General features: G+C 48.6%; 24 protein-coding genes, 1 pseudogene and 1 other annotated feature. Of the genes and pseudogenes, 20 read left to right on the top strand and 5 right to left on the bottom strand.

Translation table 11 applies throughout. The annotated features are described in order from the left end of the window. Window positions 1-14: 14 nt before the first annotated feature. Genes cymR through KNO87_RS05445 form a run of 4 tightly spaced genes read left to right on the top strand, consistent with a single transcriptional unit; the run spans window position 15 to window position 3,369 of the window. Entirely contained in the window at window positions 15-422 is a 408-nt protein-coding gene (gene cymR / locus KNO87_RS05460; RefSeq protein WP_074037447.1) for a cysteine metabolism transcriptional regulator CymR, read from the top strand. 17 nt (window positions 423-439) lie between these two features. Next, a complete protein-coding gene (locus KNO87_RS05455; protein WP_214789258.1) occupies window positions 440-1,576 on the top strand; it encodes a cysteine desulfurase family protein in 1,137 nt (378 codons plus the stop codon). Continuing rightward, window positions 1,577-2,698 carry a tRNA 2-thiouridine(34) synthase MnmA gene (gene mnmA / locus KNO87_RS05450; RefSeq protein WP_214789256.1) on the top strand — a complete coding sequence of 374 codons (1,122 nt, stop codon included), beginning with the start codon at window positions 1,577-1,579 and terminating at the stop codon, window positions 2,696-2,698. It abuts the gene before it with no gap. Window positions 2,699-2,709: 11 nt separating this feature from the next. Then, a complete protein-coding gene (locus KNO87_RS05445; RefSeq protein ID WP_031421459.1) occupies window positions 2,710-3,369 on the top strand; it encodes a tetratricopeptide repeat protein in 660 nt (219 codons plus the stop codon). A 181-nt stretch (window positions 3,370-3,550) separates the two neighbouring features. Here the strand turns inward: KNO87_RS05445 and tnpB are convergent, their stop codons facing one another. From tnpB to KNO87_RS05430, 3 genes and pseudogenes are all read right to left on the bottom strand, one after another. After that, window positions 3,551-4,642, bottom strand: coding sequence for an IS200/IS605 family element RNA-guided endonuclease TnpB (tnpB, locus tag KNO87_RS05440; RefSeq protein ID WP_214794276.1), 1,092 nt, complete (start codon window positions 4,640-4,642; stop codon window positions 3,551-3,553). A 5-nt stretch (window positions 4,643-4,647) separates the two neighbouring features. Further along, window positions 4,648-5,047 (bottom strand): annotated as a pseudogene (gene tnpA, locus KNO87_RS05435) (IS200/IS605 family transposase). A gap of 139 nt (window positions 5,048-5,186) precedes the next feature. Then, window positions 5,187-5,735 carry a VOC family protein gene (locus KNO87_RS05430; RefSeq protein WP_214789251.1) on the bottom strand — a complete coding sequence of 183 codons (549 nt, stop codon included), beginning with the start codon at window positions 5,733-5,735 and terminating at the stop codon, window positions 5,187-5,189. Window positions 5,736-5,850: 115 nt separating this feature from the next. Between KNO87_RS05430 and KNO87_RS05425 the strand changes: the two genes are divergently transcribed. The 15 genes from KNO87_RS05425 to KNO87_RS05355 all read left to right on the top strand — a co-directional run bounded on the left by KNO87_RS05425 (window position 5,851) and on the right by KNO87_RS05355 (window position 22,399). Further along, complete coding sequence (locus KNO87_RS05425; protein WP_214794274.1) at window positions 5,851-6,537, top strand: hypothetical protein; 687 nt, start codon at window positions 5,851-5,853, stop codon at window positions 6,535-6,537. Between the two features lie 70 nt (window positions 6,538-6,607). Then, a complete protein-coding gene (gene recD2 / locus KNO87_RS05420; protein ID WP_251126505.1) occupies window positions 6,608-8,815 on the top strand; it encodes an SF1B family DNA helicase RecD2 in 2,208 nt (735 codons plus the stop codon). A gap of 309 nt (window positions 8,816-9,124) precedes the next feature. Further along, window positions 9,125-11,767: an alanine--tRNA ligase gene (gene alaS / locus KNO87_RS05415; RefSeq protein ID WP_214789245.1), complete on the top strand. Its 2,643-nt coding sequence runs from the start codon at window positions 9,125-9,127 to the stop codon at window positions 11,765-11,767. Window positions 11,768-11,804: 37 nt separating this feature from the next. Beyond that, complete coding sequence (locus KNO87_RS05410) at window positions 11,805-12,071, top strand: IreB family regulatory phosphoprotein (RefSeq protein ID WP_015881196.1); 267 nt, start codon at window positions 11,805-11,807, stop codon at window positions 12,069-12,071. Between the two features lies 1 nt (window position 12,072). Further along, the gene (gene ruvX / locus KNO87_RS05405) at window positions 12,073-12,495 is read left to right on the top strand and encodes a Holliday junction resolvase RuvX (RefSeq protein WP_214789243.1); all 423 of its coding nucleotides are present in this window, start codon (window positions 12,073-12,075) and stop codon (window positions 12,493-12,495) included. A gap of 14 nt (window positions 12,496-12,509) precedes the next feature. Further along, the gene (locus tag KNO87_RS05400; RefSeq protein ID WP_078146594.1) at window positions 12,510-12,806 is read left to right on the top strand and encodes a DUF1292 domain-containing protein; all 297 of its coding nucleotides are present in this window, start codon (window positions 12,510-12,512) and stop codon (window positions 12,804-12,806) included. Window positions 12,807-12,873: 67 nt separating this feature from the next. Beyond that, complete coding sequence (mltG, locus tag KNO87_RS05395) at window positions 12,874-14,016, top strand: endolytic transglycosylase MltG (protein ID WP_214794270.1); 1,143 nt, start codon at window positions 12,874-12,876, stop codon at window positions 14,014-14,016. A gap of 62 nt (window positions 14,017-14,078) precedes the next feature. Further along, a complete protein-coding gene (locus KNO87_RS05390) occupies window positions 14,079-14,720 on the top strand; it encodes an O-methyltransferase (protein WP_214794585.1) in 642 nt (213 codons plus the stop codon). Window positions 14,721-14,736: 16 nt separating this feature from the next. Then, window positions 14,737-15,372 (top strand): uridine kinase, encoded by a 636-nt coding sequence (gene udk, locus KNO87_RS05385; protein ID WP_074035132.1) that lies wholly within the window; start codon window positions 14,737-14,739, stop codon window positions 15,370-15,372. Between the two features lie 66 nt (window positions 15,373-15,438). Next, window positions 15,439-15,912 (top strand): transcription elongation factor GreA, encoded by a 474-nt coding sequence (gene greA, locus KNO87_RS05380; RefSeq protein WP_214789237.1) that lies wholly within the window; start codon window positions 15,439-15,441, stop codon window positions 15,910-15,912. Window positions 15,913-15,966: 54 nt separating this feature from the next. Beyond that, a complete protein-coding gene (gene mtnN, locus KNO87_RS05375; RefSeq protein WP_214789234.1) occupies window positions 15,967-16,668 on the top strand; it encodes a 5'-methylthioadenosine/S-adenosylhomocysteine nucleosidase in 702 nt (233 codons plus the stop codon). An 85-nt stretch (window positions 16,669-16,753) separates the two neighbouring features. Beyond that, window positions 16,754-17,713, top strand: a complete 960-nt coding sequence (locus KNO87_RS05370; protein WP_214794269.1) for a beta-ketoacyl-ACP synthase III — start codon at window positions 16,754-16,756, stop codon at window positions 17,711-17,713. Continuing rightward, window positions 17,710-18,942: a beta-ketoacyl-ACP synthase II gene (gene fabF, locus KNO87_RS05365; RefSeq protein WP_214794267.1), complete on the top strand. Its 1,233-nt coding sequence runs from the start codon at window positions 17,710-17,712 to the stop codon at window positions 18,940-18,942. Before KNO87_RS05370 ends, fabF begins: the two co-directional genes overlap by 4 nt. A gap of 66 nt (window positions 18,943-19,008) precedes the next feature. After that, window positions 19,009-20,541, top strand: a complete 1,533-nt coding sequence (locus KNO87_RS05360; RefSeq protein ID WP_214794265.1) for a peptide ABC transporter substrate-binding protein — start codon at window positions 19,009-19,011, stop codon at window positions 20,539-20,541. A gap of 202 nt (window positions 20,542-20,743) precedes the next feature. Further along, window positions 20,744-22,399 carry a peptide ABC transporter substrate-binding protein gene (locus tag KNO87_RS05355; protein ID WP_214794263.1) on the top strand — a complete coding sequence of 552 codons (1,656 nt, stop codon included), beginning with the start codon at window positions 20,744-20,746 and terminating at the stop codon, window positions 22,397-22,399. A 107-nt stretch (window positions 22,400-22,506) separates the two neighbouring features. On the opposite strand, the gene trpS is transcribed toward KNO87_RS05355, so the two are convergent. Then, the gene (trpS, locus tag KNO87_RS05350; RefSeq protein ID WP_214794261.1) at window positions 22,507-23,508 is read right to left on the bottom strand and encodes a tryptophan--tRNA ligase; all 1,002 of its coding nucleotides are present in this window, start codon (window positions 23,506-23,508) and stop codon (window positions 22,507-22,509) included. Window positions 23,509-23,559: 51 nt separating this feature from the next. Continuing rightward, window positions 23,560-23,766: a binding site (T-box leader), on the bottom strand. Between the two features lie 42 nt (window positions 23,767-23,808). Next, on the bottom strand, window positions 23,809-24,177 hold the full coding sequence (locus KNO87_RS05345; protein ID WP_214794259.1) for a DUF3899 domain-containing protein: 369 nt from the start codon (window positions 24,175-24,177) through the stop codon (window positions 23,809-23,811). Between the two features lie 270 nt (window positions 24,178-24,447). On the opposite strand from KNO87_RS05345, the gene KNO87_RS05340 reads away from it, so the two are divergent. Then, window positions 24,448-26,067, top strand: a complete 1,620-nt coding sequence (locus KNO87_RS05340; protein ID WP_214789212.1) for a peptide ABC transporter substrate-binding protein — start codon at window positions 24,448-24,450, stop codon at window positions 26,065-26,067. The last annotated feature ends 4 nt before the right edge of the window (window positions 26,068-26,071 follow it).

The raw sequence follows: 26,071 nt of genomic DNA, 5'->3' as shown, positions 1-26,071 counted from the left end.
AAGGAGACTTGAAGATGAAAATATCTACAAAAGGCCGTTATGGCTTGACGATTATGATTGCGTTGGCGCGCGAGACTGATAATAAACCGCTCAGTTTAAAAAAGATCGCGGCACGACATGAATTGCCAGAGCATTATTTAGAGCAATTGATCGGGCCACTCCGTAACGGTGGACTCGTCAAGAGCGTGCGTGGTGCGTATGGCGGCTATCAGCTCGTCAAACCGCCAGAAGAAGTGACAGCGGGTGAAATCATTCGCTTGCTTGAAGGACCGCTCGCTATCGTCGAAGAATCTGAAGCAGATGATGCGGTGAAACGGAAGCTTTGGGATAAAATCAAAGAAGCCATTGATACCGTCCTTGACGAAACGACACTCGCTGACCTCGCTGAGGAAGAGTCAGACGGCTATATGTTTTATATTTAATAATGAGGTGACTTTAGATGAACTATTTTGATCACGCTGCGACGACACCGATGCGACCAGAAGTCCTCGAAGCGATGACACCCTACTTTTTAGATACGTACGGGAACGCATCGAGCATCCACGGGATTGGACGTAACGCCCGGGCGGCGCTCGATTCGTCACGTCGTGTCCTTGCGAAATGGATCGGTGCTTCACCGAACGAGATCGTCTTTACGTCAGGTGGGACAGAGTCGGATAATTATGCCTTGTTCGGTGCGGCATATGCCCATCAAGAAAAAGGAAAACATATCATCACGACGAAAGTCGAACATCACGCCGTTCTTCACGCGATGGAGCAACTCGAACGCGAGGGCTTCGATGTCACGTATCTCGATGTCGAAGCGTCGGGAGCCGTCACTGTCGACGCGGTGCGTGCGGCATTACGGGATGACACGATTCTCGTATCGGTCATGTACGGTAACAACGAGGTCGGGACACGTCAACCGATTCAGGAGATCGGGGAGTTGTTACAAGACCATCAAGCCATCTTTCATACCGATGCGGTACAAGCGCTCGGTACAGAAATGATTGATGTGAAGGCAGTTCATGTCGATTTATTGTCGGCATCCGCACATAAAGTGAATGGACCGAAAGGTATCGGTTTTCTTTTCATGAAAACAGGTGTAAAATTAGCGTCACGTTCTTTTGGTGGACAACAAGAACGTAAACGTCGAGCCGGCACGGAAAATGTTCCGGGTGCCGTCGGATTCCAAAAAGCAGCTGAACTCGTCATGGCAGAACGTGAGACCCGAGTGGCTCATTATGAGTCGCTCGATACGGCGCTCCGTCAGCGCCTTGACGAACTAGGCGTAACTTATGAGGTGAACGGGTCGAATCGTTTACCTCACATCGTGAATTTATACCTTCCTGGAATTGACCTTGAACCCTTCCTCATCATGATGGATATGCGGGGCATGGCGATTTCGAGCGGAAGTGCCTGCACGGCGGGGTCGGTTGAACCGTCCCATGTATTGTCGGCGATGTACGGGGATTCAGAACGGACGCGTCAGTCTGTTCGAATCAGTTTTGGCCACGGCAACTCGGTCGAGGACGCGAAACGGCTCGCGGAGCGACTACAAGAAGTCGTCTCGACATTTATGAACGGAGTGAGATAGATGAATTTACGCACGAAAGCCCCTGAAGAGACGACAGTCGTCGTCGGTATGTCAGGTGGCGTCGATTCATCGGTGACGGCCCATGTGTTGAAAGAGCAAGGGTACAACGTCATCGGGATTTTTATGAAAAACTGGGATGACACAGACGAGAACGGTGTGTGTACGGCGACAGAAGACTATGAAGACGTCATCGCCGTCGCGAACCAAATCGGGATCCCTTACTATGCGGTCAACTTCGAGAAAGAATATTGGGATCGCGTATTTGAATATTTCTTGGCGGAATATCGTCTCGGTCGCACCCCGAACCCGGACGTCATGTGTAACAAAGAGATCAAATTCAAGGCATTCCTTGACCATGCCCTTCGACTCGGTGCGGACTTTGTCGCGACAGGTCATTACGCCCAAGTGGAATATGTCGACGGAGAACACCGCTTGTTGCGTGGGAAAGACGACAATAAAGACCAGACGTATTTCTTGAATCAATTGTCACAAGATCAGCTCGCGCGGACGATGTTCCCAATCGGTCATATGGACAAGAAAGATGTGCGTGTGATTGCTGAAGAAGCAGGCCTTGCAACGGCGAAGAAAAAAGATTCGACCGGGATCTGCTTTATCGGTGAACGGAACTTTAAAGAGTTCTTATCGGAATACCTTCCGTCACAACCTGGTGAGATGCGGACGCTCGACGGTGTCGTCAAAGGACGTCACGACGGCTTGATGTATTATACGCTCGGACAGCGTCACGGTCTCGGAATCGGTGGCGACGGGGACCCTTGGTTCGTCGTCGGAAAAGATGTCGAGAATAACGTCTTGTTCGTCGGACAAGGCTTCCATCACGACGCACTCTATTCAGATGCGCTTCTCGCTTCAAAACTCTCTTGGACGGGGGCTGCTCCGACTGGCGAGTTCCGGGCGACGGCGAAATTCCGCTATCGTCAACAAGACGTGCCGGTCACGGTCGCCCCGCTTGAAAACGGAGAAGTACTCGTCAAGTTCGATGAGCCGCAACGTGCCATCACACCTGGACAAGCGGTCGTCTTCTATGATGGCGACGTCTGTCTCGGTGGGGCGACAATCGACGAAGCGTATCGAAACGGGAAACGACTCGACTATATCGGATGAGGTGATTGAATATGAACGCAAACGAACAAGGCATCCAAGCGATGCAGCAAGGTGAATTCGAACAGGCGGCCAAACATTTCAATGAGGCGATTGAAGCGAACCCGACGGACCCGACTGGCTTCGTCAACATGGGAACGTTGCTTCAGGCCATCAACGACTACGATCGTGCCGTCATTTTCTATGACAAGGCGATCGAACTCGATGGTTCGTTCGGTGCCGCGCACTATGCGAAAGGTGCTCTCGCTTATGAACTCGAGCAATTGGAGTCGGCGGAGGCCTCACTCCGTCAAGCGCTCCTGTCTGGAATGGACGATGCCGATCTTCATTTCATGCTCGGCTTGACGTACAAAGCGATGGGTGACTTCGTTCGTGCGATGCCACGCCTGCGCGAAGCGAAAAAGCAATCGCCTGAAGACGTAGAAATCACGTTCCAGTACGGACTCGCACTCGCACAAAGTGAACAGTTAGAAGAGGCGGTCGTCGCATTAGAAGAGACGCTCGACCTCGATGCAAGCCATACAGACGCTCGCTATAACTTGGCAATCGCTTATGCGTTCTTAGGTGACCAGGAACGGACGTATGCGGAGCTTCAACGTGTCTTGGAGATGCAACCAGATCACGAACTCGCACGAGACGCCATCGCGAAGATGGATGCACTGCTCGGAAACTAATCTCTTGAATAGGAAAATGCCATCGCAATGGAGCGATGGCACTTTTTTTAGTGCTCGTGAGTGAACTACTCGCCACTTATTTGCTTCGCAAATTGAAGTGGGAGCTTCTTGGGAAGACCGTACTTTTACTAGCTACGATTGTTTACCAAGCTCGTCGGGTGGTTCCCACCCTGAAGGATGTTCAGTCGGCCAACATCAATAGGTTGATGCTCGCATTGATGTCTCGGTCATGATGAGTGCCACAAGCACACGTCCATTCACGGACATCCATCGCCTTCTTCTCGCCTTTCACGCCGCAAGTGGAACAGATCTGCGTCGATGCGAACCATTGATCCGCCTTGATGAGCGTCCGTCCGTAGAAGTTTGACTTGTATTCGAGTTGACGGACGAACTCGTGCCAACTGACATCCCCGACGGACTTCGCCACCTTGTGATCCTTCATCATGTCCTTCGACTTCAATGTCTCCACGACGATGACTTGGTTCTCGTCAACGATCCGTCTCGACAGCTTGTGAAGGAAGTCCTTGCGTTGGTTCGCGATCTTCTCATGTCTCTTGGCGAGGATCAGCCTGGCTTTCTCCCGGTTCCGGCTCCCGATCTTCTTGCGTGACAGCGCGCGCTGCGCCTTCTTGACCTTCGCTTCCGACTTCCGGAGGAGTCGGGGGTTGTCGATCTTCTCCGAGACCATTTCGTCATTCGTCATGATGGCGAAGTGCTCAAGACCGAGGTCGATTCCAATCTTGTTTTTAGCAGGAATCCACCTTTCCTCATCTTGATCGACAAGAATGGAGATGAAGAATTTCCCCGTCTTCGTCATCGACACGGTCGCGGACTTGATGATTCCCTCGAAAGAACGATGTTGCTTGAACTTCACGAAATCGATCTTAGGAAGTCTCACCTTGCCGTCTTCGATGCGGACGCTCCCGTTCTGATTGTTGGTCGTGTAGGAGGCGCGGTCGCTGTGCTTCGATTTGAACTTCGGGAACCCTACAGATTTGTCGCGGAAGAAGTTGGCATATGCCTTATTTAAGTCCATCTGGGCATTCGCCAGAGACAAGCTATCGACCTCTTTCAAGAAAGGGAATTCGGGCTTATACTTCGCCGGGGTCGGGAGCTTCTGCTTTGCGTCGGGGTTCAGCTTCGACTCTTCATACAGTCGGATGCGTTCTTCGAGCATCTTATTATAGACGAAACGAACGCAACCGAACGTCTTCATGAAGTATTCTTGTTGTATATTTGTCGGGTATAGTCGAAACTTGTACGCCTTCAGCAAAGTGATCACTCCTTTCCTTGTTTTTCGATGTATTGCTTGATGACGTCGATCGTCGCACCGCCGGTCGTCACGAGGCAATAGCTTCGAGACCAGAACATTTCTTTCCACAGTCGTCTCTTGACGTGCGGAAAGTCTCGCTTGATCAGTCGGCTGCTCGCGCTCTTGTAAGCGTTCAAAAACTTCGACATCTCTGTGTTCGGGTGGGCTTTGAACAACACATGGATATGATCGCCGTCATGATTCCATTCGGTCAGTGTGATGTGGTATGACGCGCCAATCCTTTCGAATGTCTGTCTCGCGAACTCCGAGACGTCGTCGTCGATCACTTGTCGTCTATAATTTGACCACCAAGACGAGGTGGTAATTCAGAAGAAAGACTGAATGCTTATTTGTATCCATTTTCATCGATATATCAGTCCTTTTGATTAGTTACACTGATTAAATCAAGCAATTGGAATCTTGCCAAGACGGGCGATTCATCTCCCACCTACGCTGTGCTTCGCCCCGAGACGCTTAGAGGAGGGAGAATTCTCGCCTGATTCAGTTAAAGTTGTTTCGTCGTAATCTTGACGGGTTCCCCGGCGAAATCACCGTAAGCCTCGTCCATATTTTTCGTGTACAATTCAATGATGTTATGGCTCGGGTCTTTGAAGTACGCCGACCGTTCTTTCCCGTTCTTCGTTTCATCTTCGTCCCACGTCCGTAATTTTACGGGTACATCGGTCTCATCCAAAATCTCGAGTGCCTTTTCAAACGACTCCATCGGCACGAAGAACGCGCAGTGGACGTGGACTCCACCTTCATCATAGAGCGTGTCCCACTCGGTCACGTCTTGTTTTCGATTGGCGTCCTCTTCCTCGGTGAAATCTCGCTTTAGCCAAAGTCCAAGTCGTGTGTTTCCTCCGATATAGAGCCACGTTGCCCACGGCTCATTTGCCTGTTCTTGCGATTCACTCGGTTCCGCATCGTCTCCCACCCATTGTTCGACGACGGGGAGACCTAATTTTTCAGACCAAAACGAAACGGCTTCTTCCATATCTGTCACTTCTAATACAAGCTCACATAGACCGCTGACTGGAATTCGTTTACCCATATATGACGCCTCCTTCAATGTGTCATTCGAACAGTTCCCGCTTTCCATCAATCAAAAACGCGACTAGCTGTCTGAAAGTGAGGGAATGACAACTTATAGAAGGAGGTCGAATCGTTTGCGAAAATATAGCATGGTCAGTGTCATCTTGTTTTTCATAATCGAGTATGTATGGTTCACGCAATTATTTGAAACGGTAAATCAGCGACTTGCTGAAGGAAAGTGGACGAACACGATTTTATATCAAGTGGTCGTCGAGCCGCGTGGACTATTAACGTTACTACTCATTCTGTTTGTGGCGCTTCTCGTTGTCGGGTGGGGTGTCCATTATGTGTACTCGGAACAAAAGTCTTGGCAACTCACGTCGGAACATGTCGGGGTCGGATGGTTCGTTCCATTGCTTCTTGCGATTCTAGGGTTGTTGATTCCAAACGTATATGTCCAAGTCGGGATCTTGCTCTTACAATTGACGTTCATTCCGCTCATCCCGTTCATCGGACAGACCGTCCCGTTTTGGAAAGTCGTCACGAATTGGTTGATTCAACTAGCGGTCATCGGTCTCGTCTTATTTGGAGCTAGAGGGATGTTGGAGGATTCGATTCGTATCGAGAAGACCGAACTCTTTACAAAACTTGAAGCGTACGAGGCGTCAGGTGATTTGGATCGGATACAACGTTTAATAGAAGAGGTGGACCTCGAACAAGTCGAGCGCATCTTGGACCGAGTCGACCTTGAACAACTCATTCGCATATTAGAAGTCGTCGACCTCGACAGAATCGAGCAAATCTTGAGTCTGTTCGACTAGGGCATTTGTTCAATCGATTCATCTCGGGCTATAATGAATGATGGAAAAATAGCTGGAGGTGTCGGATATGATGGCAGCACCTTACGAGTTGACTGGAAAAGTCATTCGAGTCCTGTTTCAATCAGAAGAAGAAGCGCACACCATTGCGCTCGTCAGAATAAAAGAAAAGAATTTTGAGACGGACGAGACCGAGATGGTCATCGCTGGCGTCGGAGTCGGCATCGAAAAGGGAGAGACGTATAAAGCGCACGGTCGCCTCGTCGAGCATCCTCGATTCGGGAAACAGATGAAAGCGGATTGGATTCGTCGCGTCGTTCCGATGACAAAACGTGCCGCCGTCCGTTTTTTGACGAACGGTTCCTTCCCTGGGATTGGTCAAAAGACCGCTCAAAAGATTGCGGATACACTCGGGGATGATTGTATCGACCAAATCGTGAAGCATCCGAGTATTCTCTCGGAAGTCGACGGATTGAAAGAAAAGCAGGCGCGCGTCATTACGGAACGTCTGAACGTCTTGTATGGCGTCGACCAACTGTTGTTGTTTCTCGCCCCATTCGACGTCACGCCGCGTCTCGCCTCGAAAATTCATAAAGAATATGAAGGACGGGCGATGGAAACGATTGAGAAGAATCCGTATGCGCTCATGTATGATGTGCAAGGAATCGGATTCAAGACAGCGGATGCCATCGCCGCGCATTTTGGGATTCAAGGGATTCATCCCGAACGTATCGCGGCAGCGGTCCTTTACGTGTTGGAACTCGAACAAGGAAACGGTCATTTGTATGTGACAGCGGAGCAACTCGAAGCGGAGATGCCACGTATCATCGGGGCGGACCCAGGTGACGCGCTCGTCACAGCATTAGAATCGCTCGCAAAAGAAGAACGGGTCGTCATCGATGACGGGGTCGTCTATCACCCTCGCGTGTTCCGCGCCGAACGGAAGGCGGCAGAAGAGTTGGCGCGCATCATGGCGACATCGACGACGGAGGACGTGGATATGACGACAATCTTTGACGCGGTCGGGCGTGTCGAAGAAATGTTCTCAATCGAATACGCGACACAACAACGAGAGGCAATCGAACTCGCGCTCAAATCACCGCTCATGGTCCTCACGGGAGGTCCGGGTACCGGGAAGACGACGGTCGTCCGAGGCATCATTCATGCACTGAGTGATGTCTTCGACTGGAAACTCGAACCCGTCCCGAACCAACCGTTCCCGTTCGTGTTGGCCGCACCGACGGGTCGTGCCGCAAAACGGCTCAGTGAATCGACGGGTCTCCCGGCATCGACGATTCACCGTCTGTTGAAGTTTGACGGAAGTTCGTTCCAAGTCGATGAGACGAATCCGCTCGTGGGAAAAGTACTCATTGTCGACGAGGCATCGATGATTGATATTTTCTTGTTCAGGAGCTTGCTGAAGGCGGTACCGAACGGCATGAAGATTTTGTTCGTCGGTGACCGCGATCAGCTTCCTTCGGTCGGTCCGGGTCAAGTGCTCGCTGATTTGATGGCGACGGACGGGATTCCGGTCGTCCGACTCGACGTCGTCCACCGTCAGGCGTCGGAGTCGAGCATCTTGCGACTCGCCCATTCGTTGAACGCTAAAAAAATGCCGGAAGATTTATTGGCGGCGCTCCCGGATCGTCGATTCTATACGGCGAACCAAGAGACGGCGCTTCAAGCGATTTGTCAGATGGCAGGTGCGGCCCTTCGGAAAGGCTATTCGCCATTTGATATCCAAGTGCTCGCTCCGACGTATCGAGGTGTGTGTGGAATCGACGGGTTGAACGAGGCGCTCCAAAACGTATTCAATCCGAAATCGGGCGCCCGTGAAGTGAAGCACGGGACACGTATTTACCGAAACGGCGATAAAGTGCTACAACTCGTCAACAACGCCGAAGAGAACGTCTATAACGGAGATATCGGTGAAATCACAAATATTTTCTTCGCAAAAGAGAACGTCGATAAAGTCGATAAAATTTATATCCGATTCGATCAGACAGAAGTCGAATATAACCGCAGTGAATGGGACCAGTTCACCCACGCATATGCCATCACGATCCATAAGTCACAAGGCTCCGAATTTCCGATTGTGCTCATGCCGGTCTTCTTCACGGGTGGCTTCCGCTCGTCGAGGAACTTGATTTATACGGCCGTCACGCGAGCGAAGAAAAGTTTACTGTTGTTTGGAGACGTACGAGCGCTCGAGGCAGCAACACGAGAAGAAGAGCCGGTTCGTCGAACGAAATTGGTGGAGCGCTTAGGCGGGAAGTCTTGACGTCTTCATAAGCGCGTGTGATAATGACGAATAGATAACTGAAACGATACAGACGATGAAGGAAATGAGTACGTCGTCACCGCCTCTACAGAGACATCTTCCTTGGCTGCGAGAAGATGGAGGTCGGCCGACCGAAGCTATTCTGGAGTCCCCACTCAACCTGGGCGCCTCATCCACGTTAACGGATGTTCGAGGCACGGTGTTTACCGTGCGAACGAGGGTGGTACCACGAAGCGATGCTTTCGTCCCTTTCCACAGGGGCAGGCATCGCTTTTTTTCGTTTCGTTCAGAAATAAGGAGGAATTGTTCATGAAACCGCTCAAATCATTGACTGGCGCACAGATTCGCCAAATGTACTTAGATTTCTTCAAATCAAAAGGTCACAGCGTTGAGCCGAGTGCGTCACTCGTACCGGTCGAAGATCCTACCCTTTTATGGATCAACTCAGGTGTCGCGACATTGAAGAAATACTTTGATGGACGTGTCATCCCGGCAAACCCACGTATCGTCAACGCACAAAAATCCATTCGTACGAACGATATCGAGAACGTCGGGAAGACGGCACGTCACCATACGTTCTTCGAAATGCTCGGGAACTTCTCAGTCGGAGAATACTTCCGTGAAGAAGCGATTACATGGGGCTGGGAACTGTTGACGAGTGATGAATGGTACGGTCTCGACCCGGACCGTCTCTCGGTCACAATTCACCCAGACGATGAAGAATCAAAACAAATCTGGTTGAACCTCGGCATGCCGGCTGACCGCATCATCCCACTTGAAGATAACTTCTGGGAAATCGGGGAAGGCCCATCTGGTCCGAACACCGAAATTTTCTTCGACCGTGGTCCTGCGTTCGGAGACGACCCGACAGATCCTGAACTCTACCCAGGCGGGGAGAACGAGCGTTACCTTGAAATTTGGAACATCGTATTCAGCCAATATAACCATGACGGACACGGCAACTACACAGAGCTTCCACGTAAAAACATTGATACGGGGATGGGACTCGAACGGATGGCGAGCGTCCTTCAAGACGTACCGACAAACTTCGATACAGACCTCTTCATGCCAATTATTCGTGAAACAGAAAAAATCAGTGGAGACGTGTATCGTCAAGACAGCAGCAAGGATGTGGCGTTCAAAGTCATCGCTGACCACATCCGTACCGTATCGTTCGCGATTGGTGACGGGGCACTCCCGTCGAACGAAGGACGTGGATATGTCCTCCGTCGTCTTCTCCGTCGTGCGGTTCGCTATGCGAAGATGCTAGGCATCGAGCGCCCGTTCATGCACGAACTCGTTGACGTCGTCGGTGACATCATGGTCGACTTCTATCCACAAGTGAACGAGAAGAAAGACTTCATCAAGAAAGTCATCAAGAACGAGGAAGAGCGTTTCCATGAAACGTTGAACGACGGACTCGCAATCTTGAACGAAGTCGCGAAAGCGCAAAAAGCTGCAGGTTCAAACGTGATCAGTGGTCAAGATGCGTTCCGTCTCTATGACACGTACGGCTTCCCACTCGAATTGACAATCGAATATGCAGAAGACCATCATATGACGGTCGATGAAGACGGCTTCAAGGAAGCGATGAACGAGCAACGTGAACGTGCACGTCAAGCACGCGCTGACGTCGAATCGATGCAAATCCAATCTGGCGTACTCGCGGATATTACGATGCCATCGACGTTCCTCGGATACAACAATCTTGAGACGAACGCGAAAATCGTCAGCTTGATTCACGACGGGGAACTCGTCGACGTGGTTGCAGCAGGAGAAGAAGCGCAAGTGATCCTTGATCAAACGCCATTCTATGCAGAGAGCGGCGGTCAAATCGGGGACAAAGGACAAATCGTTGGGGAAGACTTCCTTCTTCGCGTGAAAGATGTCTCGAAAGCACCGAACGGCCAAAACTTGCATACGGTCACAGTTGAGTCAGGCGTCGCGAAAGCGGAAGTGGCAGTGACAGCGACGGTTGACCAAGACTCACGTCAAGCGATTGTGAAGAACCATACCGCGACGCACCTCTTGCACCGTGCACTCAAAGACACACTCGGTGAGCACGTCAATCAGGCAGGGTCACTCGTGACACCAGACCGTCTTCGTTTTGACTTCTCTCACTTCGGACAAGTGACACCAGAAGAGCTTCAATCGATTGAGCGTCAAGTGAACGAGAAGATTTGGGCATCGATCGGTGTCGACATCGAAGAAATGAACATCGCTGATGCGAAAGCAAAAGGGGCGATGGCACTCTTCGGCGAGAAATACGGCGATGTCGTTCGCGTCGTATCTGCTGGAGATTACTCGGTTGAACTTTGCGGTGGGTGCCACGTATCCAATACGGCTGAAATCGGACTCTTTAAAATCTTGTCTGAGTCAGGAATTGGCGCAGGAACACGTCGAATCGAAGCGGTCACAGGGGCTGGCGCATACGAAGTGATGAACCAGCAAATCGAGACGCTCGAAGCGGCGGCGAAACTGTTGAAAACGAAACCACTCGAAGTTCCAGCACGTGTTCAAGCACTTCAGGCTGAAATCAAAGACGTGGAGCGTGCTTCAGAGTCGCTCAAAGCGAAACTCGCGAACATCGAAGCTTCTTCATTGACGGATGCGATCGAGACAATCGGTGACGTCCAATTGATCGCGAAGCGTGTCGATGGACAAGACATGGATGCCCTCCGAAGCATGGTCGACGATTTGAAAGGAAAACTCGGCTCTGCCGTGATCATCCTTGGGTCGGCGAACGGTGAGAAGGTCAACCTCGTCGCAGGTGTGACGAAAGACTTGAACGACCGTGGCTTCCATGCCGGAAAACTCATTAAAGAAGTCGCAACACGCTGTGGCGGCGGTGGTGGCGGACGTCCAGACATGGCACAAGCAGGTGGCCGTGACGCAACAAAACTGGACGAAGCATTGAAGTTTGCTTCACATTACGTTCAATCACTGGCATAATAGAGTGTGAAGTGCAAACGGAAAGAGGTGGATTCTTGTGAGCCAAATGGATCGCACGATGCAATTCAATTTTCCAGAAGATGATCAACGTGCTAACACACGTGAGACGCTGATTACGGTATATCAAGCACTCGAGGAAAAAGGTTATCAACCGATCAATCAAATCGTGGGATACTTATTATCAGGTGACCCCGCCTACATCCCACGTCATAATGATGCGCGAAACTTGATTCGCAAAATTGAGCGGGATGAACTTCTCGAAGAGTTGGTCAAATCGTATTTGAACGATCGTAGAGAGGATTAATATGAAGCGAGTCATGGGACTCGATGTCGGATCGAAGACAATTGGTGTCGCAGTAAGTGACCTGATGGGATGGACGGCGCAAGGTGTGGAAACGGTCTACTGGACTGAACCCGACTTTGACGAAGCCGTCCGTCTCCTTCGTCCGTTTATCGAGCAGTACGATGTGAAAGAAGTCGTCGTCGGTCATCCGAAAAACATGAACGGGACAATCGGTCCGCGTGGTGAGGCGTCTGAGGCATTTGCCGAGGCGTTCACAGAGCAGACAGGCTTACCTTGCGTGTTGGTGGATGAACGATTAACGACGATGCAAGCGGAACGGATGCTCATTTCAGCAGATGTAAGCCGGAAAAAGAGAAAAGCGGTCATCGACAAAATGGCGGCCGTGATGATTTTACAAAACTACCTGGATCGTTCCGGGAAATAAAGGAGGAATCTCTCATGGCAGAAATCCGTCGTGAAGAAGAAATGTACCGTATTCCAGATGAAAATGGAGACGAGCATTTATTTGCAGAAATTTTCCGTATGACAAGCGACCGTTCGAAGAAGACATTCGTCGTGCTCGAACCGGTTGGCGCTCCGGAAACAGAAGATGAAGACACAATCGAAGTATACGCATTTGAAATTGAAGAACTTGAAGATGGCGAATTCATCTTGAAGCTCGTCGAAGACGATGAAGACTTCGAAGAGGTCATGGAAGCATTCGATATCGTCAATGACGAAGTCGGTCTAGACTAAATAGGGGATGGGCGGCTAGGGATCTCCCTCGTCGCCTCTCTTTATAAAATGAACAGGGGAGAAATGCATGAATCATCCATCTATGTCAGATGAGAAACGTGCCCGCAACCGGATCGTCCGTCGCATCACGGTTGTCATCCTTGCCATCTTCCTTCTCGTCATCGCCACAGGCTCGGCACTCGCTTATGTGTTCGTGAAGCGCTCCGTCGAACCGATTGATCCAACATCGACTGAAACAGTTGAGGTCGAAGTCCCGCTCGGAGCTGGTTCGGGATATATTGGTGAATTACTTGAAGAGAATGGGCTTGTAAGGAGTAGCACGATTTTCCGTTTCTATACGCGTTTTAAAAACGAATCATCGTTCCAAGCGGGGACGTATACGTTGTCACCGTCTCAATCAATCGATGAGTTGATTGAAACGTTGCAAACAGGTAAAGTCATTGTGGTTCCTGATATCAAGCTTGTCATTCCGGAAGGATTCACAATCGACCAAGTCATCGCACGACTTGCGAAAGAGGCCGATATTCCAAAAGAACAGATTTCTGAACAATTGAGCGACCGTGAATATATCAGTTCGCTCGTGAACGAGCATGAGATGTTGACGGAAGAAGTATTGCAGGAAGGCATTTATCATCCGCTTGAAGGATACCTGTTCCCAGCAACGTATGAATTCAATAAAGGGGTAACGCTCACTGAAATCATCGATGAGATGCTACTCCCGACTGAAAGCATGTATCAAGAGTACAAAGGTCGTTTGGCCGATTCAGGACGTACGTTCCATGAGACGCTCGCGCTCGCATCGGTTGTCGAGAAAGAGGCCGTGTCAACGGAAGACCGAAAAGAGATTGCCGGTGTCTTTGAGAATCGTCTGAACGATGGTATGAAACTACAGTCTGACCCGACCGTCTGGTACGGTACAGGGGAGACGTCGATTTTCACTTCATTCGCAGACCTAGAGAACGATTCCTTATATAACACGTATCGTTATGAAGGAATTCCGATCGGTCCAATCGCGGCTGTTAGTCGTGATGCGTTTGAGGCGGTACTCAATCCAAATGATACGGAGAACATCTACTTCTATGCACGCCCTCCACGTGAAGGATTCCCGAATGGGGAAGTATTGTTCGAAGTGAACTATGAGGACCATCAACAAAACGTCAATAAATACCGTTCCGAATGGGAAGCGTTTGAAGAAGCGAACAGTAATTGATGGGACGACCGGAAGCGGATGCTTCCGGTCGTTTGAATGAAGAGAGTTAAGAGGTGGAACGAGTGGACCATGCATCCTATGAGGGATATGTAGAACAATTGATCAATGACCGCTCTCCGCTGCTGACGGAGATGGAAGCATTTGCGCGAGAACATCACGTTCCAATCATGGACTTGACGGGCTCTGAAGTGCTTCTCTCCTTGTTGGCGATGCAGCGACCGACCCGCATCCTTGAGGTGGGGACGGCAATTGGCTACAGTGCAATCCGTATGGCGGAGTTGTTGCCAGAGGCCGAAATCGTCACGATCGAACGAAACGCCCGTCGATTCGAAGAGGCGACTGGTTTTATCGGGCGATCGGACGTCCGCGATCGCATCACATTGATTCATGGCGACGCCGTTGAATTGATCGGTTCGATCGAAGGTGAGTTCGATGCCGTGTTTATTGATGCGGCAAAAGGACAATATCAAAAATTTTTTGATGGGTATGGCGCTTTAGTACCAATTGGTGGTACGATTTACAGCGATAATTTGTTTTTACGAGGGGACGTCTTGCTCGAGGATGTGTCAGTACTTGACCGTCGCAGACGCCGGCTTGTCCGTCTCGTGAAACAGTTTACTGAGCAATTGATGGCACGGACCGATTATCATACTGCAATTTTGCCCCTTGGTGATGGCCTAGCAATCAGTCGTAAATTACGATGAGGAGGACTTAACTTTGATGCAACATAAACCCGTCATTATTGGCGTGGCCGGGGGTACCGGATCTGGAAAAACGACCGTGGCCCGTGCGCTCGTCGATGCGTTTAAAGGTCAATCGGTCGTCATGATTGAACAAGACGCGTATTATAAAGATCAATCCGAAATGACGATGGAGGAACGGTACAAGACGAACTACGACCACCCCTTCGCCTTTGATAACGATTTGCTAATTGAACATATCCAACAATTGCAACAGCATCAAGCTGTCGAAAAGCCGGTATATGATTATGCGGCCCATACACGGTCTGATGAGACGATTTTGATCGAACCGGTCGATGTCGTCATCGTTGAGGGGATCTTGGCACTTGAAGATGCCCGCTTGCGTGAATTGATGGATATTAAAGTGTTCGTGGATACGGATGCCGACGTTCGAATCTTGCGCCGCATGCAGCGAGACATCAATGAACGAGGCCGTTCAATCGATTCAGTCGTGGCACAATACACGAATGTCGTACGCCCGATGCATTTACAATTCTGCGAGCCGACGAAACGGTATGCGGATATCATCGTTCCTGAAGGCGGAGAAAACTTTGTCGCAATCGACTTACTCGTGACGAAGATCCGTTGGGTGCTCACTGAGCGCAATCGCGCGTGAGGAAATAAATCGTTTTCAATTTACCCTAGCTGTAATATACTAGGAGACAATGAAGGAGTGACAGAAATGGCTGAAAAACAACATTATATGACGTTAGACGGAAAAGCGAAGATCGAGAATGAATTAAACGAACTGAAGACGGTCCGCCGTAAAGAAGTCGTTGAAAATATTAAGATTGCTCGTGATTTCGGTGACTTATCAGAAAACGCGGAATATGACGCGGCAAAAGAAGAACAAGCGATGGTCGAAGGACGAATCGCACAATTAGAAGAAATGCTCCGTAACGCCGTTATCATTCAAGATGATGCAGCGGATAACTCGGTTGTCTCAATCGGGAAAACGGTCACGTTCTTCATCCAAGAAGATAACGAAGACGAGACGTACACAATCGTCGGTGGTGCTGAGGCAGATCCGTTCACAGGGAAAATCTCGAACGAATCACCAATCGCGAAAGCACTTCTCGGTCGTACGGTCGGAGATGTGGTCACGGTTCAAACACCAGGTGGCGACATGATCGTCGAAATCAAAGAAATCAAATAAGTTGTTGAGCGACCTCCATCTTGGAAGTCGCTCTCTTTCTGAGGAGGAATCGGAATGAAAGTTGGAATCATCGGTGCGATGGAAGAAGAAGTGAACTTGCTTCGGAATGAATTGACGGAGCGCAAGGATACGGAAATCGCAAACTATCATTTTTATGAAGGTTATCTTGGAAACATGCAAGTCGTCATCTTGAAGTCAGGCATCGGGAAAGTCAATGCCGCGATCGGGACGACACTCTTGATTGATAAATTCAAACCGGACGTCGTCATCAACACCGGTTCTGCAGGCGGATTCAAAAAAGGGATGAAAGTCGGTGACGTCGTCGTCTCGACGGAAGTGCGCCACCACGATGTCGATGTGACGGCATTCGGTTATGAATACGGTCAAGTGCCAGGAATGCCACCGGCGTATGAAGCCGATGCGAAGCTCGTCAACGTCTGTAAAGATGTGATTGAAAGCTTGCCTGACGTGAACGTGCATCAAGGATTGATTGTAACGGGAGATTCGTTCATCAACGACTCGAAGCGTGTGGCTGATATCCTCGGTCATTTCGATGGCGTCGCTGCCGTCGAGATGGAGGCTGCTCCAATCGCGCAGACCTGTTACCAGTTCGGCGTACCATTCGTCGTTACGCGCTCGATCTCAGACAGTGCAGACGAAGAGGCGAACTTATCGTTTGATGAATTTTTAGAAACGGCTTCAATCAACTCCGCGAAGATGGTCATGGCTGTCACGAAACGTCTCGAACAAGCTTAATCGATTGATTACGAGGAGGATGCATTGACATCCTCTTTTTATTCCCTTATATTAGTACCAGATACTAAGAATAGGGGTCGACGATATGAATATTGGAATCATCGGCATCGGATCGTTCTTACCGGACAATCGGGTGACAAATATCGATTTAGAAAAACGAATGGATACGAGCGATGAGTGGATTCGTACGCGTACAGGCATCGAGGCACGACATTTAGCAGAAAGTGACGTGTCGGTCTCGGATATGGCAACACGCGCTGCAGAACGGGCGTTACAAAGCGCTGGTGTCACCATCGACGAGATCGAGGCGATTGTCTGTGCGACGGCGACTGCGCCAGCGTTTCCGGCAACCGCATGTGTGGTTCAGGCGAATCTTGGTGCGAAAGCCGCTGTGGCGTTCGACGTCAGTGCGGCGTGTAGCGGGTTTATCTTCGCGATGGATACAGCGAAGAGCCTGATGGATTCGAAAGGCTTCAAGAAAACGCTCGTGATCGGAGCGGAGAAGATGGGAAGTTTGATTGATTGGGATGACCGGTCGACAGCTGTCCTATTCGGAGATGGAGCTGGGGCTGTCGTACTCGGGGAAGACGATATCGCTTCAATCGACTCAATCGTACTTGGAAGTGATGGGACAGGTGGCAAGCACTTGTACGAAAATGATGAAGGAAAAATCGTCATGAACGGTCGCGAAGTATTCAAGTTCGCCGTACGGAAAATGCCCGAGATCGTTCTCGAGTCGTTAAACAAGGCCGATAAGTCGTTGAATGACCTCGACGTCCTCGTGCCGCACCAAGCGAATCGTCGAATCATTGATGCGGCGATGGAACGGTTAAACTTAGAAGAAGAGAAAGTCGTCATGACCATTCAAGACCATGCGAACACATCGGCGGCATCCATTCCGCTCGCCTTAGCGGAAGCCGTCAAATCTGGTAAAATCCAAGATGGACAAACGGTCGTCATCGCAGGGTTTGGTGCCGGGCTCACATGGGGTGCAAGCTGTCTGACATGGAATCATGCAACAATTACGGAGGGGAATCATTCATGAAACGAGTAGTAGTGACAGGATTAGGAGTCGTATCACCGTTAGGAAACGACGTGTCGGCAATGTGGGATCGTCTTTTAAAAGGGGATAACGCAATCGATACGTTGACAAAAATCGATATCAGTCAATATCCGGCGAAAGTCGGAGCGGAAGTGAAAGAGTGGAACATCGATCATTTGGTCGAACCAAAAGAAGCACGCAAGATGGACTCATTCATTCAATACTCTCTTTTAGCAGCAGACGCTGCTCATAAAGATAGTGGGCTCGATGTCAAAGCGATCGCGGATGAAGTCGGTACGTGGATCGGGAGCGGAATCGGGGGCGTCGAGACAATCGACAAGCAATCGGCGATCCTCCATGATCGTGGGCCGCGTCGTATCAGTCCATTCTTCATTCCGATGATGATTCCGAATATGGCGAGCGGACAAGTTTCCATCTATCTTGGAGCGAAAGGACCGAGTAACTGTTCTGTGACAGCTTGTGCGTCAGGAACGAACTCAATCGGAGAAGCGTTCCGCGTCATTCAACGGGGAGATGCGATTGCCATGTTCGCCGGTGGAGCGGAAGCACCGATCACACCACTCTCGTTCGCAGGTTTCTGTTCAAACAAAGCACTCTCGACGAATCCAGACCCGAACACGGCGTGCCGTCCATTCGACGAGAACCGCGACGGGTTTGTCATGGGTGAAGGCGCTGGCGTACTCGTATTAGAAGAGTACGAACATGCGAAGGCACGTGGAGCGAAAATGTATGCAGAAGTCGTCGGATACGGGATGAGTTCAGACGCTTATCACATCACTGCACCGTCACCAGAGGCAGAGGGTGGTTCAAAAGCGATGAGTGAGGCGATTCGCGATGCGGGAATCACACCGGAAGATGTGCAATATATCAACGCACACGGCACGAGCACACCGCTCAACGATATGCTCGAGACGAAAGCGATTCGTCGTGTGTTCGGGGAACACGCTGACAAACTCGCGGTCAACTCGTCGAAATCGATGATTGGACATCTTCTCGGAGGAGCAGGTGGCGTCGAGGCAGTCATCACAGCCCTTTCGATTCATGAAGGAAAGATTCATCCGACCATCAACTGTGAATCACCTGCAGCAGATTGCGACCTTGATTATGTACGTGAAGGAAATCGGGAACTTGACATTCAGTATGCACTCAGTAACTCACTTGGCTTCGGGGGCCATAATGCGACACTCGCATTTGCGAAAGTGACGAACTGACGGTAGAAAAATCATTCAAAAAAGGTTAGGGTATAAGGGTTGGTCTAACAGAAAGGAGTGCAACGAATGAAAAAGAAATCATTCATCGTGGCCGCCTTGTTAGGTTCAGTCCTTATCCTTTTTTTATTTATTTGGAACGAACAACGAGAGCAGTCACGTGAACTAGTACCACCAGAAGAACAAACAATTACAATCAATGGAGAATCTCTTCCGACACAACCGGACGTCATGCTCGCGATTGACCCGGCATCCCAAACGGTACTGTCGCATCTTTATGAAGGGCTCTACCGATTCGGCTCAGATGGGTCGATTGAACCGGCACTCGTCGAGAAGCTAGAACGTTCAGATGATGGGACGGTATATACATTCACGTTGAAAGAGAGTGTGACGACCGAAGGAAATGCGATCACGGCACAGACGTTCGTCAATCATTTCCGAAAACTCGTCGACGATGATACGAATTCACCATTTAGTTTCTTACTTGCGGATGTCAAAGCGGCAAAAGAAATTGGTCTCGGACAACAAGAACCAGACGCGTTAGGTGTTCGAGCCATCGATGACCGAACGCTTGAACTCACACTCATCCGACCGATGGAAGGGTTCGAAGAAATATTTGCAATGCCAGCATTTTTACCACAACCATCCGTGACATCATGGGAAGAGTTGGAAACGAACGGACCGTTTGAATTGAATCAAATGGATGATACAAGCATCTCGTTACATAAAAACGAAACGTACCGTGAAGCTGATCAAGTCACGCTCGAAACGATTTCCATCAGAAACGAGTCAAGCTTGTCGGAAGTGTCGGGGATGCATCCGATTCCGTATGACTTCGACACGTCTACCGTTGATGAGGAAGTCATGAATATTGAGGACGTTCCGCGAAGTGGCGTTTTTTATTTAAAACCGAACGTTGAAAAAGCACCATTCGATGATGTTGCGTTTCGACAAGCCCTCGCACTGACGCTGGAACGGACGACACTCGAAGAATCGCTTGCACGGTCGGAACAAACGACGGAAAGACTTCTCGTCATGGATGAAGAAGCTGCAGTTGCAGAGTTGGAAGGCGATGCCGACCAATTATTTGAAACCGTGAAAAAACGGTTAAAAACAGAAACAATCGAGATTGAATTACTTAGCTTTGTCGATGAAGAAGCACGTGAAATTTCGACAAAATTGAAGAATAATTTGGAACAGTTAGACGGATTGACCGTCAATGTCGTGGAGCTTCCGCTAGGAGATAAAGTTAGGAAAGAAGTCTCAGGAGATTATTCTTTCTCTTTATCCGGGTGGCAACCGGACTACCCGATGCTATCAGCCTATTTGACTCAGTTCGAATCTGACGATGTGCTCAATTCAAGTCGATATAGAAGCGAATCGTACGATCAGTTGATGGACGAGGCTCGCTCAACTGAGAATTTAGAAGAGCGCAATACAATTTTACGAAATGCAGAAGCGAAGCTATTAGAAGAGGCGGTTGTTATGCCAATCTATCAAGCGGGACGTTCCTATTTGGTTGAAAAAGGATACGATGAGATCGGTTATCCGGTCATCGGTCCTTCATATGTCCTAACCTTTTCGAAAAAATATGAAAATTGAGCTAAAAGCCCGCCGCTCTAGGCGGGCTTTTTGACTATAGAGAAAATTTTTTAGAAAAATCAAAATAAACACTTTGCAAAATTATCAGAATATTGTATTATTGCATCAACGGGATTTTGGTAACAAATACTGTCAGAAGAAATGACTGAATTTTCTACCATCATTCACTTCGTTAAAACGAAAAAATCAGGGGGTCATCGCAATGAATAAGAAAAAAGGTTTTGCTTTAGCATCTTCGGTTACACTTCTTTCAAGTGCTTTCCTAGCTGCATGTTCGACAGGGGATGAAACAGATTCTTCACAAGGATCATCAAATGAAGGGTCATCTGGTGAAGCGCAAGTCCTCAACTTGCTCGATAGCTCAGACATTCCTTCACTTAACCCAACACTCGCAACGGACGCTGTTTCGTTCAACGTATTGAACAACGTTAACGAAGGTCTTTACCGCATGGACGAGAACGATGAGCCAACTCCAGGTATGGCTGAATCTCACGAAGTTTCTGAAGACGGGAAGACGTACACGTTCAAAATCCGTGAAGGTGCGACTTGGTCAAACGGGGAGCCTGTCACAGCGAACGACTTCGAATACGCTTGGAAAGAAGTACTCAACCCAGATAACGCTTCACAATATGCATACGTTATGTCAGTCATCGAAGGCGCAGACGCGTACAACACTGGCGAAGGCGAGCGCGATGCAGTAGGCGTTAAAGCAATCGACGATCAAACGCTTGAAGTTAAATTGACAGCACCAGCTGATTACTTCCTCGGATTGACAAGCTTCGGCGTGTTCATGCCAAAACTTGAGTCATTCGACACAGAGCAAGGCGAAAACTTCGGTACATCTGCAGAGACAACTCTCTACAACGGACCGTTCAAACTCGACAGCTGGGAGCGCGAGCAAGGCTGGAAAATGGTCAAGAACGAAGACTATTGGGATGCGGACACAGTTAAACTTGAAGAAATCAACGTTAAAGTCGTTAAAGAAGTTTCAACAGGTGTCAACTTGTATGAAAACGGTGACGTTGACCGCACAGGCTTGACTTCTGAGCTCGTTGCTCAGTATCAAGATAGCGAAGACTTCTCAACTGTCGTTGAGCCAACACTCTTCTACCTCCAGTTCAACACTGCTGTGGAAGCGCTTGACAACCAAAAAATCCGTAACGCGATTGATCGCGCATACGATAAAGCTGCAATCTCTGAAACACTTCTTGCAAACGGTTCAGTCCCTGCAAACTACCTCGTACCGAAAGACTTCGTAACAGGTCCTGACGGTAAAGACTTCCGTGAAGCGAACGGCGACATCGGCGGATACAACGTTGAAGAAGCTCAAAAACTTTGGGAAGAAGGTCTTTCTGAGCTTGGAACGGATACAGTTGAGCTTGAACTCCTCAACTATGACTCAGAGTCTGCGAAGCAAATCGGTGAGTTCATCAAAGGTGAACTTGAGAAGAACCTTCCAGGTATGAGCGTTTCAATCAAGCAACAACCGTTCAACAACAAACTTGACCTTGAGAACAAAGGAGAGTTCCAATTCACATTCGCTGGTTGGGGCCCTGACTATCAAGATCCAATGACGTTCGTTGACCTCTTCGTCACAGACGGACCATACAACCGTGGTAAGTGGTCGAACGACGAGTTTGACAAGTTGATTGAATCTGCGAAGTCAAGCACAGATGCTGAACAGCGTTGGGCTGACCTTCAAGCTGCAGAGAAAATCGTTCTTGAAGAGAACGCGATCTCGCCAGTTTACCAACGTGGATCGGCTCGCCTCACGAAGCCATATGTTAAAGATATCGTTGAGCACGCATTCGGTGCAGACTACTCTTACAAGTGGGCTTCAATCGAAGGTAAAGAATAATTTCATTACACGCTTACAAGAGAGACAGGGACGCCTGTCTCTCTTTTTTATGTATCATTTTTTATACAAAAAAGAACTCTCACATGGAGAGTTCTGTAAAGGATGAGTTATTTTTTAACTTTCGCACGTTTACGACTGAGTCCCATCGCTTTTTCGATCTTCGCGAGGTTTTTGTTTGCGACGGCTTCCGCCTTGGCACGACCCGCATCGAGAATTTCATCAAGTTCTGGAGAATCGATCAGTTCGTGATAACGTGCTTGAATCGGTTCGAGCAAAGCAACGACCGCTTCTGCCACATCTTGTTTAAATGTTCCGTAATTTGAGTTCTCATATTGCTTGACGAGGTCATCGATTGATGTACCCGTCGATAACGAATAAATTTCTAACAAGTTTGAGATTCCTGGTTTGTTCTCTCGGTCAAAGGAGATGACACCACTTGAATCAGTCACGGCGCTCTTGATTTTCTTACGGATGACATTTGGCTCATCGAGCATCGAAATATATCCTTTCGCGTTTGCGTCCGATTTCGACATTTTCTTCACCGGATTCGTGAGGGACATAATCCGTGCGCCTTCTTTTTGGATCAGTGGTTCCGGCATTGTGAACGTCTCGTAATAACGTTTATTGAAACGCTCCGCCAAATCACGGGTCAATTCGATATGTTGTTTTTGATCATCTCCGACAGGGACTAGTTCTGTATTGTATAACAAAATGTCAGATGCCATGAGGGTTGGATAAACAAATAACCCTGCTCCGACATTCTCGTTTCCTTGTGATTTATCTTTATATTGCGTCATACGACCGAGCTCGCCCATTCCCGCGATGCATGTTAACATCCATCCGAGTTGAGCGTGTGCTTTCACTTCAGATTGAACGAAGATTGTCGCTTTTTCAGGGTCGAGGCCTGAAGCGAGATAGAGTGCAGCTAGTTTTCGCGTGTTGTTCATTAACTCGACGCGGTCGAGTTGTACGGTAATTGAATGCAAATCGACGATGCAATAATACGCATTGTTGTCGTCTTGAAGATCGACAAATTGTTTCATCGCGCCTAAGTAGTTGCCGAGCGTCACGACGCCGGTCGGTTTGATTCCTGAAAAAATCGTTGCCATGTGTATACACCTCCGAAGAATATAAAAAAACCGCAGTCGTCCGTCCGAATAAATCGGGACGAATAACCGCGGTGCCACCCAAATTTGCATATCATATGCCACTTGAACGCGGTAACGGGCGTGATCCGTCTCGCCATACTTACGTTCAAGCGAGCCACTCCAAAGTCCATTCATTCAAGTCTTTTCATCTACTCGCAGCACCGTAGACTCTCTGAGGAAAAGGGGATTTGAATTACTTGTCTTCTTCATTGTGTTCTTATTCTGCATTTAGTTTAGCATAGGATCACGCTCTCGAAAAGATTAAATCAAAGCGACGAGGAACGAGAGTGCGATACTTCCGACACCAACAAACACCCAGTTCCAAGCCGATTGTTTACGGAGTTGTCGATCTTCAGGATCTTCTTCTTCATCCTCTTCATAATCTGCATCAATTTCCTTTAACTTGGCACGCCGACTTCGCTTGAAACCGTACATGATGCCATCAAACAATCCAGTCGCACTCATATGGGAAAACATTCCGATCGCAAACGTGAGAATACCGGAAACGAAGAGGCCTCCGCTTAAATGAAATAGAACAGACTCGGTTCGAAAGTATGAAAAAATGGACCAAACGGTGTAGAGAATTGTGACAATCCCCCAAACAATCAATATATTTCGAAACTTTTTCAATGATGTAATCTCCTTTCAAGCAGTCAAAGGAATGGGGACACCATTCCACGTTTCTTCTATGATACTAGGAAGGCGGGGGAGAAAGCGAGTAAGAAAGTTGCGTTATATGACAGCGTTTTATTCTGTAGTTGACAGTTTGATTAAAAATTTCTTACAATAGCCCTAACGTTCTTTCGTCGAATACTTTATGAAATATTCAGAAAATTAAAGAAAAAGTAAGATGTTTATTCGACGAACGGCTAGCTTTTTAAAACGAAAGGGGAAATCGCAATGAAGAAAAAATCGATTTTGCTCATGATGACGATCATCTTGGCACTCGGTTCAGTACTCGCGGCTTGTTCGACAGGCGGAGACTCTGATGGCGGCGGTTCTTCATCAAACGGAGAAAAAGTTCTTCGCTTGACGGATACGTCAGATATCACAACAGCCGATCCGGCTCTTGCTACAGACGCGGTCGCATTCAACTTGATCGCCAACACAATGGAAGGTCTTTACCGTCTTGATAAAGACGGAAATGCCGTACCAGCTCTCGCTGAAGGCGAACCAGAAGTAAACGAAGATGAGACTGTTTACACATTCACACTTCGTGATGCAGAATGGTCAAACGGAGAGCCAGTCACAGCGAACGACTTCGTGTATGCATGGCAACGTGCTGTCGATCCTGCAACAGGTTCACAGTATGCATATATCATGAACACAATTAAAAACGCTGAAGCAATCAACACAGGTGATACACCAAAAGAAGAGCTTGGCGTTAAAGCAATCGATGAGAAAACACTCGAAGTCACACTCGAGCGTCCAGACCCATCATTCCTCTCACTTACTTCATTCGGTACATTCACACCGATCAATGAAGCATTCGCAACAGAAAAAGGCGAAGATTTCTCAACGAATCCTGAAAACCTTCTCTACAACGGACCATTCACTTGGTCGGAGTGGGATCGTGAACAAGGTTATGTCTTAACGAAAAACGAATCGTATTGGGATGCAGAAAACGTTGCTCTCGATTCAGTTGATGTGAAAGTTGTTAAAGAAACTTCTACAGTCGTAAACTTGTATGAAGCTGGCGATGTCGATTATGCTGGTCTCGCATCAGAACAAGTTGCTGCGTTCCAAGAAGATGAAGATTACAACACAGGTCTTCGTTCTGCCATCGGATATTTCAAATTCAACCACGAAGATGAAATCTTCTCTGATGTAAATGCACGTAAAGCAATCGCACGTGCGGTCGACCCAACTGGAATCATCGACCAACTCTTGAACAACGGTTCAATTGCAACAACATCATTCATTCCGAAAGACTTCATCAAATATGAAGACGGTACGGATTACACGGAAGGTGTTGAGTACTTCCAAACAAACGCTGACGAAGCGGCTTCACTTTGGGAAGAAGCTACAGGCGGAGAAGCGACAACAATTGAACTTCTCTCGTTCGATAGCGAAGTATCTAAACAAATCTCTGAATACATGAAAGGTCAAATCGAGTCGAACTTGCCGAACGTAACGGTTGAGATTGCTCAACAACCTTTCAACAACAAACTTGAGCGTGAAGCAAACGGTGACTACCAAATGTCATTCGCACTTTGGGGACCTGACTACCAAGATCCACTTACGAACCTTGGTATCTTCACATCAGACAATGGACAAAACGATATCAACTACTCGTCATCTGAGTATGACCAGTTGATTGACGAAGCGTCTGCTGAAACAAACATCGATGCACGTTATGACTTGTTCAAAGAAGCTGAAGCTCTCTTGATTGAACAAGACCAAGCGATCATGCCGATTTATCAAGCAGGTGTGGCATACTTGATTCGTCCAAACATCGAAAACTTTAACCGTCAATTGTTCGGTGCTGATTACCAGTACAAATACGTTGATATTAAGTAATGGG

Origin of the sequence: Exiguobacterium sp. s34, from assembly GCF_018617435.1 — a bacterium.
Taxonomy (GTDB): Bacteria; Bacillota; Bacilli; order Exiguobacteriales; family Exiguobacteriaceae; genus Exiguobacterium; species Exiguobacterium aestuarii.
Note: the sequence above shows the minus strand (reverse complement) of the source record. Positions and strands in the feature narration are given on the sequence as shown.